Annotated in this window: 11 protein-coding genes; 1 reads left to right on the forward strand and 10 read right to left on the reverse strand. The window is 59.0% G+C overall.

Going from position 1 to position 14,865, the window contains the following annotated elements:
* Positions 1–79 precede the first annotated feature (79 nt).
* From acs to AM218_RS07060, 10 genes are all read right to left on the reverse strand, one after another.
* On the reverse strand, positions 80–2,005 hold the full coding sequence (gene acs / locus AM218_RS07015; protein WP_054413123.1) for an acetate--CoA ligase: 1,926 nt from the start codon (positions 2,003–2,005) through the stop codon (positions 80–82).
* A 78-nt stretch (positions 2,006–2,083) separates the two neighbouring features.
* Entirely contained in the window at positions 2,084–4,021 is a 1,938-nt protein-coding gene (locus AM218_RS07020) for a propionyl-CoA synthetase (RefSeq protein WP_054413124.1), read from the reverse strand.
* A gap of 63 nt (positions 4,022–4,084) precedes the next feature.
* Complete coding sequence (locus tag AM218_RS07025) at positions 4,085–4,465, reverse strand: response regulator transcription factor (RefSeq protein ID WP_054413126.1); 381 nt, start codon at positions 4,463–4,465, stop codon at positions 4,085–4,087.
* An 87-nt stretch (positions 4,466–4,552) separates the two neighbouring features.
* Entirely contained in the window at positions 4,553–7,321 is a 2,769-nt protein-coding gene (locus AM218_RS07030) for a sensor histidine kinase (protein WP_054413129.1), read from the reverse strand.
* A gap of 19 nt (positions 7,322–7,340) precedes the next feature.
* Positions 7,341–7,556 (reverse strand): hypothetical protein, encoded by a 216-nt coding sequence (locus tag AM218_RS07035; protein ID WP_054413131.1) that lies wholly within the window; start codon positions 7,554–7,556, stop codon positions 7,341–7,343.
* Positions 7,557–7,795: 239 nt separating this feature from the next.
* The gene (locus AM218_RS07040) at positions 7,796–9,313 is read right to left on the reverse strand and encodes an MFS transporter (protein ID WP_082318108.1); all 1,518 of its coding nucleotides are present in this window, start codon (positions 9,311–9,313) and stop codon (positions 7,796–7,798) included.
* A 112-nt stretch (positions 9,314–9,425) separates the two neighbouring features.
* Positions 9,426–10,952, reverse strand: a complete 1,527-nt coding sequence (locus tag AM218_RS07045; RefSeq protein WP_231717564.1) for a hypothetical protein — start codon at positions 10,950–10,952, stop codon at positions 9,426–9,428.
* Between the two features lie 141 nt (positions 10,953–11,093).
* Entirely contained in the window at positions 11,094–11,516 is a 423-nt protein-coding gene (locus AM218_RS07050; protein WP_054413133.1) for an IS1/IS1595 family N-terminal zinc-binding domain-containing protein, read from the reverse strand.
* Between the two features lie 693 nt (positions 11,517–12,209).
* Positions 12,210–13,145, reverse strand: a complete 936-nt coding sequence (locus AM218_RS07055) for a M28 family peptidase (protein ID WP_082318109.1) — start codon at positions 13,143–13,145, stop codon at positions 12,210–12,212.
* 109 nt (positions 13,146–13,254) lie between these two features.
* On the reverse strand, positions 13,255–13,797 hold the full coding sequence (locus AM218_RS07060) for an RNA 2'-phosphotransferase (RefSeq protein ID WP_054413137.1): 543 nt from the start codon (positions 13,795–13,797) through the stop codon (positions 13,255–13,257).
* An 87-nt stretch (positions 13,798–13,884) separates the two neighbouring features.
* On the opposite strand from AM218_RS07060, the gene AM218_RS07065 reads away from it, so the two are divergent.
* The gene (locus tag AM218_RS07065) at positions 13,885–14,817 is read left to right on the forward strand and encodes a flavin reductase family protein (protein WP_054413139.1); all 933 of its coding nucleotides are present in this window, start codon (positions 13,885–13,887) and stop codon (positions 14,815–14,817) included.
* Positions 14,818–14,865: the final 48 nt, after the last annotated feature.

Here is a 14,865-nt window from a genome sequence, read left to right on the forward strand (position 1 = left end):
GTTGTGTTAACCCATAATCAAACAGTAAAAAACCCGCTTCCGATACCGGAGGCGGGCTTTTTGCTGTTTGTGCAAGCGCTTATTTCTTACCCTCAATAATTTCATCCACTACCTGCGGGTCCAGCAAAGTGGAGGTGTCGCCAAGGTTGGAGATGTCGCCCTCGGCCACTTTGCGCAGAATGCGGCGCATGATTTTGCCGGAACGGGTTTTGGGCAGCCCGGATACAATCTGAATTTTATCAGGCTTGGCAATTTTGCCGATTTCCGCCACGATGGTTTCAATGATGCTGGCCTCGATGTGGTCCTTCTCGGGTGTTTTACCCGGCACGCCTTCGCGGCAGATGACGTAGGCATAGATTCCCTGGCCCTTTACATCGTGCGGGTAGCCCACCACGGCGCTTTCCACGACGTGCGGGTTTTGGTTGATGGCATTTTCGATTTCAGCCGTGCCGAAGCGGTGGCCCGACACATTAATTACGTCATCTACCCGACCAATGATGCGGTACAGGCCGTCGGCGTCGCGGCGGGCGCCGTCGCCGGTGAAATAGTAGCCGGGGTACGGGCCGAAGTAGGTCTGGCGGGCCCGCTCATGGTCGCCGTAGGTGGTGCGGATGATGCCGGGCCAGCTGTGCTTGATGGCCAGGTAGCCTTCTTCCTCATTGCCTTCAATTTCCTGGCCTTCCTGGGTGAGCAGCACCGGCTGCACACCGGGCAAGGGCAGGCCCGCGTGGGTAGGCTTGCTGGGCGTGATGCCGGCCAGCGCCGAAATCATGATGCCACCGGTTTCCGTCTGCCACCAGGTATCTACAATGGGGCACCGCTCTTTGCCCACGTGCTGGTAGTACCAGTACCAGGCCTCCTCGTTGATTGGCTCGCCCACGGAGCCCAGCACGCGCAGGGAATCCAGGGAGTAGCTGAGCACGTTGTCCAGCGGAGCGGCCATCAGGCTGCGGATGGCAGTGGGCGCGGTGTAGAACACGCTGACGGAGTGCTTGTCAATAACTTCCCAGAAACGGCCGGCATCGGGATACGTGGGTATGCCTTCGAACATGAGCGAGGTGCTGCCGGAAAGCAGGGGGCCGTAGAGCAGATAGGTGTGGCCGGTTACCCAGCCAATGTCGGCGGTGCACCAGTACACATCGTTTTCTTCCATCTGGAACACGTTCCGGAAGGTGTAGTCGGCCCACACCATGTAGCCGGCGGTGCTGTGCACTACGCCTTTGGGCTTGCCGGTACTGCCGCTGGTATAGAGAATGAACAGCGGGTCTTCGGCGTCCATTTCCTCGGCGGGGCAGGTTTTGGCTACGTCTTTGGCTTCTTCGTGGTACCATACGTCGCGGCCCTCGTGCATGTGCACGGGCCAGCCCAGGTGCTCCACCACAATCACGCGGCGTACGCTGGGGCAATGCTCCAGGGCTTCATCTACCACGCGCTTCACCGGAATCTGCTTGGCGCCGCGGTTCAGGCCATCGGCGGTAAGCACCACGGTGGCCTGGGCATCATTTACCCGGTCGGCAATGGCGGTGGCGGAGAAGCCGGCAAAGATGACGGAGTGCACGGCGCCGATGCGGGCGCAGGCCAGCACGGCAATGGCCAGCTGCGGAATCATGGGCATGTACAGGCACACCCGGTCGCCCTTCTCCACGCCGTTGTTGTGCAGCACGTTGGCAAATTTGCAGACCTCCTGGTGCAGCTCCCGGTAGGTCAGGCGCAGGTGGCGCGTCTTGGTGTCGTTGGGCTCGTAGATGATAGCCAGCTTGTTGCCGCGGGAAGCCAGGTGGCGGTCCAGGCAATTCTCGGTGATGTTGAGGCGGGCCCCGGAAAACCACTCATTATGCCCGCCGGTCATATCGGAGACAAATACTTTATCCCACTTGCGCCGCCAGCTAAACGGCTCGGCTACCCCGGCCCAAAAGGCTTCCGGGTTTTCAACGCTGCGTTGGTAGGCATCGTGATATTCTTCCAGCGTGCGGATACGGGCGTGTTTCGTGGGATTTTCAGGCATGGGAATGGTGGTTTAGGGAGTTGTTCGATGTCAAATATTTCTTACTGTATTCTGAAGCCAACAAGCGCCGGGCTTTGCTTAGGATGACAGCCGGGTTTCGGGCTTATCAAAGGCCAGGCCCATTTTGTGGCGACTCATCACCTGCCGAATTTCGTCCAGAATGGCGGGGTCGTCGATGGTGGAAGGCACCGTAAAGTCGTCGCCATCGGCCAGGTGGCGCAGGGTTTTACGCAGTATTTTACCGGAGCGGGTTTTGGGCAGGCGCTTCACTACGGCCGCCTGCCGGAAGCAGGCCACGGCGCCAATTTGCTCCCGGATGCGCTGCACCAGCTCCTTTTCCAGCTGCTCCTCGCTGATAGTCTGGCCATCTTTCAGCACCACCAGCCCCACGGGTACCTGCCCGCGCAGCTCGCAGGCAATGCCCAGCACAGCGCACTCGGCCACGGCCGGATGGGCGGCCAGCAGCTCTTCCATCTCGCCAGTGCTCAGGCGGTGGCCGGCCACGTTGATGACATCATCTACCCGGCCCATAATGTAGAGGTAGCCTTCTTCATCCTGATAGCCCCCATCACCGGAAAAATAATACCCCGGAAAAGTCGTCAGGTAGCCGTGCTGAAAACGGGCATCATTGCGCCACAGGGTGGGCAGGCAGCCGGGCGGCAGGGGCAGCTTCACGGCTACTAGGCCGGTAGTGCCCGCCGGCACGCGCTGGCCGGCTTCGTCCAGAATCTGCACATCGTAGCCGGGCACGGGGTGGCCCGCTGAGCCGGCGCGTGGTGGGGGCACATCCGCCAGGCCTACCATGGTAGCCAGCATAGGCCAGCCCGATTCCGTTTGCCACCAGTGGTCTACCACCGGCACGCCCAAAGTCTGGCCGGCCCAGTTGTAGGTGGCGGGGTCGCACCGCTCGCCGGCCAGGAAAAGGTAGCGCAGGCTGCTTAGGTTGTATTGGCGGGCCAGCGCCCCTTCATGGTCTTCCTTCTTGATGGCCCGGATGGCGGTGGGCGCCGTGAACAGCACCCGCACCTGATGGTCCTGCACCACGCGCCAGAACGTGCCGGCATCGGGCGTACGTACGGGCTTGCCTTCAAACAGCACGGTGGTGCAGCCGTGCAGCAGCGGCCCATATACAATGTAGCTGTGGCCCACGGCCCAGCCAATATCCGAGGCGGCCCAGAACGTCTCGCCGGGCTGCATGCCATAAACAGCCGACATACTGTACTTGAGAGCCACGGCGTGGCCGCCGTGGTCCCGCACTACGCCTTTGGGCTTGCCGGTGGTGCCGCTGGTATAGAGAATATACAACAGGTCGGTGGCATCCACGGGCACGGCTTCTACCGGCTCGGCCTGCAGCAGCTGTTGGTAGTCAACGTCGTGGGGGGCATGCAGCTCCGCGGTGGCACAGTCGCGCTGCAGTACCACCACGTGGTCGGGCTGGTAGGTGGCCTGCCGGATGGCTTCATCTACCAGGGGCTTGTAGGGAATGACCTTGTCAATCTCAATTCCCGCTGAGGCGCAGATGATGAGGTTAGGCTGGGCATCATCAATGCGCATGGCCAGCTCATGGGGCGCAAAACCACCAAATACCACCGAATGAATGGCGCCCAGCCGCGCGCAGGCCAGCATAGCCACCACGGCTTCTGGCATGTTGGGCATGTAGATGATAACCCTATCCCCTTTCTCCACCCCCAGTGCCCGCAGGCCACCGGCCAAGCGGGCCGTGAGGTCCAGCAGCTCGCGGTAGGTGTAGCGGCTTACGGTGCTGGTCACCGGCGAGTCATAAATAAGCGCTACCTGGTCGGCGCGGCCGTTGGCTACGTGGTAATCCAGGCACAAATAGGCCGTGTTCAGCTTCCCGTCCTGAAACCAGTGGTAGAAGCCCGTATCAGTATCCTTGGTGAGCACAGGCCGGGGCGGCTTCTGAAACCACTGAATATGCCGGGCCTGCTCGGCCCAGAAGGCGTCCGGATCGGCCAGGCTGGCGGCGTAGGCAGCCGCGTAGGAAGTGGGTTTCATGGCGAGTGAGAAACAGGGAAGTGAGCGGAAATCGGGTTACTGGCAACGGGGTAAAAGCTGCCTTCAGGCGGGCGCCTGAAGCATCTCCTTTACTTTCTCCATGAGCTGGCGCGTACTGAAGGGCTTGGGAATGTAGAGGTCGGCGCCGGCATCATAGCCTTTCTGAATATCGGAATCTTTACTTTTTGCGGAAAGGAAAATGACGCGGGTGCCGGCCCGGTCGGGGCGCTGGCGCAGGTAGCGGCATACCTGATAGCCGTCCACGTCGGGCATCATCACATCCAGCAGTACCACGTTAAAAGCGGTGCGGTCCACGGCATCCAGCGCCTCAGTGCCATTGCGGGCAATGCTGACCTGGTAGCCGCTTTTGCGCATCAGAAATTCCAGAGACATGACGATGTTGGGCTCGTCGTCGACAATGAGAATATGTGGGGTCGTCGGCATGACGAAGGGAAGCTAGTGGTAAGAAAATGGGCCGTTGGCGGCGAAATGGTGGGGTGAGGTTTTCAGCTTACAGGGTCAGAAATGCGTTCAGGCGGGCGGGGCGTATTGCCCCGGTACCTCACCTACGGGCAGCTCCACGGCAAAAGTGGCGCCCTGGCCGGGCTGACTTTCCACCCAGATACGGCCGGCGTGGAGCTCCACAATTTTTTTGGTGATGGCCAGGCCCAAGCCCGAGCCTTCGGGCTTGCGCATGGTCTGGTGGCGGGCCTGAAAAAACTTGTCAAAGATGAGCTGATGAAACTCCGGGTCGATGCCTTTGCCATTGTCGCGGACACTGATGCGCAGCGCGGCGGCCGGCGCGCTTACCTCCACCTCAATGCGGCCGGTGCCATCGGCGCGGCAGGATTTCACGGCATTGGAAAGCAGGTTTACCAGCACCTGCATGAGCCGGTCCCGGTCGCCGAAGAGTGTGGGCAGGCCCGGCGGCACCCGCACATCCAGGTGTATGTGCTTGTCGCGCAGGAGCTGCCCCACGGCATCCAGAGCGTCGCTGATAACTTCGGCCACATTCACGGGGGCTTTGTCCAGCGTGGCCATACCCGACTCATACTTCTCCAGATCCAGCACCAGCGTAATCAGCCGGCTCAGGCGCTCCGACTCCCGGGTGATGGTATGCAGAAAGCGGTGACGCTCTTCTTCCTCCAGATCCGGGTTATCAGACAGGATTTCGGCCAGGGCCCGGATGCTGGTGAGCGGAGTGCGGAGCTCGTGGGTTACGGTGTACAGGAACTCGTCTTTGTGCTGGTCCAGCTCCTGCAGCTGGTCGTAGGCGGCCTGCAGCTCGCCGGTGAGGCGCTGGAGCTGGCGCTGCTGCTTTTGCAGCTGGCGGTTGGCTTCCAGCAGTTGCTGGCTTTCCTTCAAAATACCCACCACGTTATCAAAGCTGATATCCTCTACCCCCACGGAAGAGCGCAGCAGCATGCGGGCCGAGGCCGGGCCAATGGAGCCGGCCAGTAGCTTTTCGGCATAAGCCAGCAGGCGTGGGTCGGCCTGGGGCGGCGCCACGGATTCGGTAGCGTGGGCATCCGGGAAACGGGTTTGAAAGGCCCGCAGGGCCTGATTGGCGCGCTTCTTTCCCAGAAAGCCAGAGAGCAGGGCCCGCACATCAGGCAAGGGCGCGGCGCCCTGCCAGCCGGCCGGGCCTTCAAACAGGGCTCCGTTCCGGAAGATGTCCACGAAAATATCGGCCTGGCGCTGCTCCAGCGCGGAAGGTGCCCGCATCAACGACACGCCCACGTAGCAGCCGATATTAAAAAACCAGCTCCAGAACAGCCCGTGCGAGAGATAATCGAGGCCATTCAGGCCAAACAGCGCGAATGGGCGCAACACCCGTAGGCCAAACAGGCCCTCGGTTATCAATGAGTTGGGCAGCAGACTGGGGCCTACCATGGTGGGCATCACCAGCGTAAAAAACCAGATGATAAAGCCGGCCAGAATACCGGCGCTGGCTCCCTGCCGGGTGCCCCCTTTCCAGTACAACCCGCCCAGCACCACCGGCACAAACTGCGCTACTGCCGCAAACGACACCAGCCCAATGTTTACCAGCGGCAGCAAATGCCCTACCTCCACATAGTAGCCATAGGCCAGCAGCAGCACCAGCACCACGGCCAGGCGGCGGCTGTGCAGGGCCACCTGCCCCAGGTAGGCAAACCAGCGGGGCCCTTCAGCCCGGGCGGCCGGAATGCGCACCAGCAAGGGCATGAGCAGGTGGTTGCTCATCATTACGCTGAGCGCAATGGTTTCCACGATTATCATGGAAGAGGCTGCCGATAAGCCGCCCAGGTAAATCAGCAGGGCCAGCCAGGGCTTGCCGGCCTGCAGCGGCAGGGCCAGCACGAAGGTGTCGGCGTCCAGTTTACCGGCGGGGTCCAGCAGGCGGCCGCCAAAGGCAAGGGGCAGCACAAACAGGTTAATAATAATGAGGTAGAGCGGAAACAGCCACATGGCTTTGCGCAGGTGGTCCTCGTTCACATTTTCTACCACCGATACCTGAAACTGACGGGGCAGCAGCAGAATGGCGGCCATGCTGAGCAGCAGCAGCGTGAACCACTGCGCTCCGCTGGTGCCGGCGCCTTCCAGCGTGAACAACCGGCGCAAATCGGGCACGGCCGCGGCCCGCTCAAACACATCGGCAAAGCCATTAAACAAACCGTACGTTACGAACAAACCGGCCGCCAGAAACGCCACCAGTTTCACCATGCTTTCCAGGGCTACGGCCAGCACCATGCCCTCATGCCGCTCGGTAGCTTCAATAGACCGTACCCCGAAAATGATGGTAAAGAAGGCCAGCGCCACGGTGGTAAAAAACGCCGAGGAGCCCGCCAGCCAGCCATCCGCCAGCAGCGTTCCACCACCTCCAGTCATGATATCGAAAGAGGCAGCTATTGCTTTGATTTGCAGTGATATATAAGGCACAACCCCCAGCACACAAACCACCGTAACCAGGGCTCCCAGCCAAGCGCTTTTGCCGTAGCGGGCCGAGATAAAATCGGCAATGGAGGTGAGGCGCTGCTGCCGGCAGATGCGGATTATTTTTCGCAGAACCAGCCAGGCAGCCGGGGCCATAAGCGTGGGACCCAGGTAAATTCCTACAAACTCCAGCCCGAAGTGGGCGGCCCGCCCCACCGAGCCATAGTACGTCCAGGCGGTGCAGTATACGGCCATGCTCAGGGCGTATACATAGGGGTTGCTCACCAGGCTGCGGCGGGCCGCCGACCTACGCTCCGCCGCATACGCCACCCCGAATAGCAGGGCCAGGTAGCCGAAGGAAAAGCCGATGATGAGCAGAGTAGACATGGGGTATGCGAAGTGCTTTTTAATTCTTTGCCCGTACCAGCCAGCCGGTCAGCAGCACCAGTGTGGCCCATATCAGCAACACGTACAGGTACAACACCGGAACCCCGCCCAGCAGCATGTGGTGGTCAAAAACTGCCAGGAAAGGAAAGTTGAGCAGCACCGCAAACAGCAAAGACACAAACAGCAGCCGCTGCCCGCGCCGTTGCTCCGGCCGCTCCTGAGGTGAGATGGACATACTTCTTGGGGCTTGATTTTCAATTCTGCCGGCCTTCTGCCACCGCCCGCAGAGCCGGGCGTGTACCTAAGCTAGCGTTTCTATCTTACTCAGGCAGTTTGCCTGCTTTTGCCAGAGCGTGCCACTTGCAGCAAAAGCCCTGTTATGCAAAGTCCGCCGAACCACCGGCCCGACGGACTTCACTCACCAAATCAGGCAATTGCATGGCCGGTAAAGAAGCCGGAATCCCGGCCTGTTTCTTAGGCCGAGGGGTTTTCTTCAATCAGCTTCACGTTGCGCACATCTTTCATCAGCATGGTGCCGATAATCCAGCAGATGAAGGCAATACCCACCGGATAGACCAACCCGGCCAGAGTGCTATGCTCCTTAATGAAGGGCGTATCAGAAGCAGCGGCCCGCAGGGTAAGCGCCGTGGCAATAAAGGGCACAAAGCCGCCAAATACGCCGTTGCCGATGTGGTAAGGCAACGAGAGCGAAGTGTAGCGCACCTTGGTAGGGAACAGCTCAACCAGATAGGCAGCAATAGGTCCGTAAGCCATCGTCACGAACAGCACCAGGCAGAACACCAGGGCCGTCATGGCTACCAGATTGGGTTGCAGGGCCTTCATTACGGCCGGTACGGCTTTGCCGGTGGCATCTACCGTGGCGGCGGTTACTTCCGTTAGGGGGCCGGCAAACTGCTTCAGGCCATAGAAGATAGGCACCGTGAAGAGCGCACCGCAGAGCAGGCCCATCATGATTATTTTCTTGCGGCCAATCCGGTCGGAAAGGGAGCCGAAGTACACGAAGAAAGGCGTGGCCAGCAGCAGGGCGGCGCACAGCACCAGACTGGCATCTACCAGGTCCACTTTCAGGGTATTCAGCATGAAGGAGTACGCGTAGAACTGGCCGGTATACCACACTACACCCTGGCCCATGGTAGCGCCAAACAGCGAGATAAGCACCAGACGACGGTTTACGGGGTTTACAAACGATTCCCGCAGCGGGTTGGTGCTGGTTTTGCCTTCCGACTTCGCCTTGGCAAACAGCGGCGACTCGTGCAGCTTGCGGCGGATGTAGTACGAGGCAATTACCAACAGGCCGGAAAGCAGGAACGGAATGCGCCAGCCCCACTCTTTGAAGGCTTCCTCCCCCATGGTTTTGCGGGTAACGATGATAACCAGAATGCTCAGAAACAGGCCGGCCGTGGCCGTAATCTGAATAAAGCTGGTGTAGTAGCCGCGCTTGTGGTCCGGGGAGTGCTCGGCCACATACGTGGTGGCACCACCGTACTCGCCGCCCAGGGCCAGGCCCTGCAGCAGGCGCAGCAGCGTCACAATAATGGGCGCAGCAATGCCAATTTTATCGTAGCTCGGAATAAGGCCCGTAACGAAAGTGGCCCCGCCCATAATCAGGAGCGTGAGCAGGAACGTGTACTTGCGCCCAATCATGTCGCCGATGCGCCCGAAGAACAGCGCCCCGAAGGGCCGCACAATGAAACCAGCGCCAAACACGGCCAGCGTGCCCAGAATGGTATCCTCAATCTTACCGGAGGTACCAAACAGCACCGGCCCGATGATGGCGGCCAGGGAGCCGAAAATGTAGAAGTCGTACCACTCAATGACGGTGCCTACCGAGGAGGCGGTAATCACCTGCCAGATTTTACTCTTGGAAACGGTGTTGTTATCGTGGGCTACGGCATCGTTGGTGGCGGTGCCGCCCAGGGGCGCAGGGCTGGCATAGGCCGCCGCGTTGCGCTGGGGAATATTTTCGCTCATGGGAGTTGGTGGGCTTTTTTTGGTGAGATTTTAGCGACCAGTTGTCGGGGGCTGGTTAACAAGGGTAGTTGTTGGGGACGTTATTCCTGTCAACTCTATACCAGCCAAATGCCTACAGGAAAATCTGGGTCTGCAGCGTGACTTCGGGCTTGTAGTCCAGGCTATTGAAGTTGCCCGTGCTGGGCACGTAGCCTTCAAAATCGGGCCGGGCGCGGTAGTTCAGGGTTACTTTGGCGTTGTGGCCATCGAGCAGCACGTTTACGCCGGCATCGTAGACATTCACGGCCTTAGTATCGCCATTGCTGAAGTGCAGACCCTCGTAGTTGCTATGCAGGTAAGCCACATAAGGCTGCAGGCGGGCTTTGGGGCCTAACAGGCGCTGGGGCAGCAGGTAGCCTACCTGGCCATAAAACGACCCACCCGTGCCCGACTGCGGCACCGCGTTACCACGGGTGGGCGCGGCGCCATAGCCGGGGTTTTCGGGGCCGATGAAGCGGACATGGTTCGGCCCCATGTTATAGTTGTAGTACACGCCGTACAGGGTGAGGGCTGTGCGCGAGGCCGTATCCAGGGGCACATCGTAGAAAGCATCTACCCCGAACATCTTCAGGCTGTGCTTATTCGTTGCAATCTGACCAAACGGGTCCGCCAAAACGGCCGGGGTCACCGTCACCACGCTCGACGTAGGGCGCGAGTACATGGCGTCTTTATTATAGAGGAAGCCGGCGCCTACACTAAATACGCGCTTAGCCCCGAGGTATGTGCCCGTGAAGTAGGGCAGCAGGTTGGCTTCGGGCTCCAGAAAGTTATAGCTCACATAGCCCTGATACACGTGCGTGGTATTCTGGGGGCTGTAAGCGGCAATGTTGGTTCCGGTATTCGTGGTCACTCCGTCGCCGTTGGTGCTACTGATGCCCAGGCTAAGCGGGGTGCTGGTCACGTTTGTCAGGAAAGGGTCGCTGACGGAGAAGCGGTAGTCGAGTTTGTTGATGCGCCCTTTCGCATAAACGCCCAGCCAGCGGGCAAACTGGTCAGTAGCCTCAATGGTTGGGAAATTGGTCAGCGGTAAGTCTATCGGCATAATGCTGGTAGTACTGGCGCTGGTAAGCCGGGAAATGCCGTTCAGGTAGTGCAGGCCACCTCCCAAGCTCAGGTATTTATTCACTTTGTACTCCGTTACGGCCTCGTGAATAAAGAACTGAGGCTTCTTGCCGTCAACGGTTGGCGTGATACCACCCCCTACGGCGTTCTGGTTGTTGATACCAAAGTGGGTATAAATGACGAAGCGCGGATTCAGCTGCGCGAGCAGCACCAGGCGGGAGCGGCGCAGGCCAAAATCAATCTGGCCCTTTTGAGTTTTGCCCGGCGCCCGTAGGGTACCTTTGTTATTCTCCGTGTAACGCGTGTACACCTGGTGCCACGACATAACCCGCAGATACTTAGACCCATCGGGCGACAGATTGAACTTCATGCCCGCGCCATAAGGAGTTGATTTGGTGGGCGCCGGTGGCGTGGGTGGCACTGCCGGGGCGGCGGGCGCTGGCGCCGGCTGCCCGGGTGATGGTGGCACTACTTGTGCCGAAGCTCCGGCCGCGGCCAAGAGCGCACTGATAGTCAGGGCGTAACGGGCGTTTCGCATAGAATTAGGGTGGGTTGGGGAGGTGGTTGATAAGGGGCACACACCGTAACTGGGCAACGCTACCCGGCTCGATTGGCCCAAGTAGGAAAATCCCCACCCAGAAGTCACGCCCTTGCTATACTTCCGCTAAACCCTATAGCCCTACCCCTGCCTAAACCGCTCCCACCGTATCATCATGTACTTATCGCCCAGCTCCGTCACTATCAAACCGGCACCTTTCAGGTTTTCTGGTTTCATGAAATACTCGGCCAGCTCCTTCTGGTTCAGAATTTTATAGGTAGGATGATACTCCGTCTGCCGGGGCGCTTTCACGCCGTATTTTTTCACCCAGTTCATGACGGAAACGTGGCTTACACCCAGTAAACGCTCAATTTCGCGGTAGCTCACGCCTTCCACATACAGCTGCAACGCTTTAATAACGTAGTAAGGATTTGTCTCCTTGCCGGTTTTGGCCACTGAATAATGGTAGCCGCAGTTTTTGCACTTATACCGCTGCCGGCCGCCCACCACGCCGCTTTTAGTGGCCTCTACCGATTCACACTTAGGACAACGAAGCTGGGCCATTAGGACGATGGAGCGAAAAGAGGTAAAAGAGCTATACCTATTTAGTAAAGATATAATAAATTAGCAAAAACCAGCTGATTACCCAGACCCTTGCCGGAGAATGAAGAAAATTAGAGGCCTAAGGCGCCATAGCCGTTGGTTACGGAAAAGGTGTGAAAGCCCGGCCGGGCTTTCTTTGGCCGGTTGGCAAAGTCGGCAGTACGATTATGCCAGGCTGTGGTTGGGGCCCTGGCATGGTCATCAGCCACCACCTCCGCGGTGGGTACGCCAACAGGCGGCTCAACACCTGCTGTTAACTTTTTCCCACTGGCAAACGGCGCTTTCCGGGCAATCGGAGCCCTATTATCTGGCTATCTGGCTGGTATCTTCTGCTTTTGCGCATAACTCCCAGGTGGTGGCTGGCCGGCAGGAACGCATAGAGAGATATGAGGGTATTTTTGGGAGCCGGTCTTGGAAGGACCTCCATTACCAGCGGAATATCAGCAGCTGCCCGGCGCCGATAAGCTCACCTGGCGCACTTTTACCTGGGAAGAGTTACTGGATGCTCAAGATTATCCGGAAGGTTGGCCGGCGAAAATGCTGCAACGCCCCCACCGTACCTCTCAGACATCGGAAGACCAAGAACACTTACTGGTGCAAACGGGCTGGGTTTGGGTAGGCACCTTGTCTGAGCATCCGTGAAAACCACTGTTGCTAGTTTTGACGGAGCACTACCGCCAGCAAGGCGTCTACAGCCAGGCTCAAACGGCGCATGTCCAACCGGTCAGGGGTATCGGTGGGTTCGTGGTAGTGCTTATTGCGGTAGAAGGCGGTATCAGTCAGGAGTACGGCCGGGTAGCCAAAGTGCCAGTAGTTAAGATGGTCGGAAAAGTCGATGCCGGGCAGCCAGACAGGGGCCGTGAACCGCTTTACCGGCAGTGTGGCCGCCGCCTTGTAATGCCGCGCAAACTGACGGGCAAAACGCCCGTCGCCAATTTTCCGGGCCACAGTTACGTAGTTCCCTCTACTGCCATATATCCATTTTAAAGGTGCTACCGGGTAATCCTGGGTTCCTTTCTGGTCGTCGTAATAGCCCAGCATTTCCAGTGCCACCATACCGCGCACGGTCACCCCGGCTTTGTGCAGGCTCTGGGCGTGCACGTAGCTACCCATCTGTGGGGTTCGAAAAAACGGGGGTTCTTCCAGCGTGTAGGCCACCACATCTACCCGGTAGGGTAAGGCAGGCTGCCGACCCAGCAGGCGGGCTACTTCCAGCAGGGCTGCTACGCCGGTACCATTATCATCGGCGCCGGGCTGCTCGCCGCATACATCATAATGCGCCCCAATAATAAGTCGCGGCCCCTCCACTGGGCCAAAGCTGCCCAATATGTTGCGGTAGGTGCGTCCGTTTACCTCGTATGGCTGCTCGGTTGGTCGGGCCCCTGCCGCCGCCAGCCCGGCCTTAATATATTCCGCCGCTTGATTTAAGCTGGCCAGGTGTAGATGGTTACGCGGCTCTGGGGTGGTAGTGAGAGCTACTAAGTGGCGGTGCAGGAGCGCCGTATCAGCCATTGCACTGGGTTGCTGGGCCGAGGCATAGGTGATAATCAATAGCCAGAAACAAACCGTACACCCAAATCGAAGCAGCATATAGATGGAGGCAAAGTAGAAGAAGCCTTATGTAGCAAGCCCAGCCTGAATTCTGACTGATAATGGCAAGTTGACCCAGGAACGGGGTATTTTACTTTAAAAGATCAGCCTATACCCCGGCTTCGTCAATAAATTCAGGGGATACAGAGAGGGTGAGCCAGACCCCGTTTTCGGATAAATAAAATGATGCCCCCGCGCGGTGCAGCTTTCCGGCCTGCACGGTTAGCACCACCGGCCGGCCATGGCGGCGACCTACGGCGGTGGCCGTTTCCGCATCTGAGGAGAGGTGCACATGCTGCCGGGAGCCCCGCTGCAGCCCGCTCTCCCGAATAGAAGCCAGAAAACGGGTGGCCGTGCCATGGTACAGCACTTCCGGTGGCACCACCGCTTCCAAAGCTAAATCCACCGCCACCGAATGGCCCTGATTTGCCCGGATCAACTGCTCATCGGCTGAAAAAGCAAAACGCTTTTTCTCGTTTGTGGCCACCACTTCCCGAAGCTGGTCCAGGGTTACTTCGGGGTTCCGGGTTTGCAAAGCGGCCAGCAGATCCGCTACGCTCACCCAGCCCTGCGCATCCAGCTCCAGGCCCAGCTCCTCGGGTTTGTGCCGCAATACGTAGCTCAGCGTCTTACTTAAGGCCTGGTTCTGCATAGCAATGGGTATTGTATCATATTTGTGGGCTTGAAAGTACTACGTTGTTCTTTAGGCCCCTCATTGCTGCTTCACCTTCTCCCCACTATGTCCACTCCCACCCCGTTCCGCACCATCACGCCCGGCACACTATCCAAAACCGACTGGCACCAATGGATGCTCAGCGCCATTGCCCCGCGGCCTATTGCCTTCGTGAGCACTATTTCCCTGGATGGGGAGGTAAATCTGAGTCCGTTCAGCTTCTTCAACGTGTTCAGCTCCAACCCGCCCACGCTCATTTTCTCCCCCGCCAACCGCGTGCGCGACAACACCCAAAAGCATACCCTCTACAACGTGCGCGACGAAGTACCGGAGTGCGTGGTCAACATCTGTGACTATGCCCTGGTGGAGCAGATGTCCTTGGCCTCCACCGAGTATGAGCGGGGCGTGAATGAGTTTCACAAAGCCGGGCTCACGGAGCTGAAATCGGATGTGGTGCGCCCACCGCGCGTGGCGGAGTGCCCGGTTTCCTTTGAGTGCGTGGTGGAGCAGGTAATTCCGGTGGGCGACTCCAACGGCGGCGGCAACCTGGTTATCTGCCGCGTGGTGCAGGCCCACTACCGCGAGGATATTTTGCTGGAAAACGGCCCGGGCGTAGACCCGCATAAGTTTGAAGCCGTGGCCCGCCTGGGCGGCGACTGGTACTCGCGCGTGACGCCGGAAAGCCTCTTCGAAGTGCCCAAGCCCAACCGCAACAAAGGCATCGGCATTGATCAGTTGCCGGAGCACATCCGCCATTCCCATCTGCTGACGGGCAACAACCTGGGGCGCCTGGCCAATATTGAGGCCGAAGCCATACCCACCCCCGAGGCCGTTGCCGAGTTCCGCCAGGAGCCATTAGTAAGCTACACCCTCAACAAATACCGCAACAACCCCACGGAGCAGCACCAACAGCTCATGCTGCTGGGGAAAAAGCTGCTGGAAAACGGGCAGCTGCCGGATGCCTGGAAAGTGTTGCTACTAGCCGCGCCGGTAGCATAACCGGCCAAACAGAACGCCATACGGCGGTTTATTTTTTCAGCCAGACGG

This window comes from Hymenobacter sp. DG25A, assembly GCF_001280305.1.
Taxonomy (GTDB): domain Bacteria; phylum Bacteroidota; class Bacteroidia; order Cytophagales; family Hymenobacteraceae; genus Hymenobacter.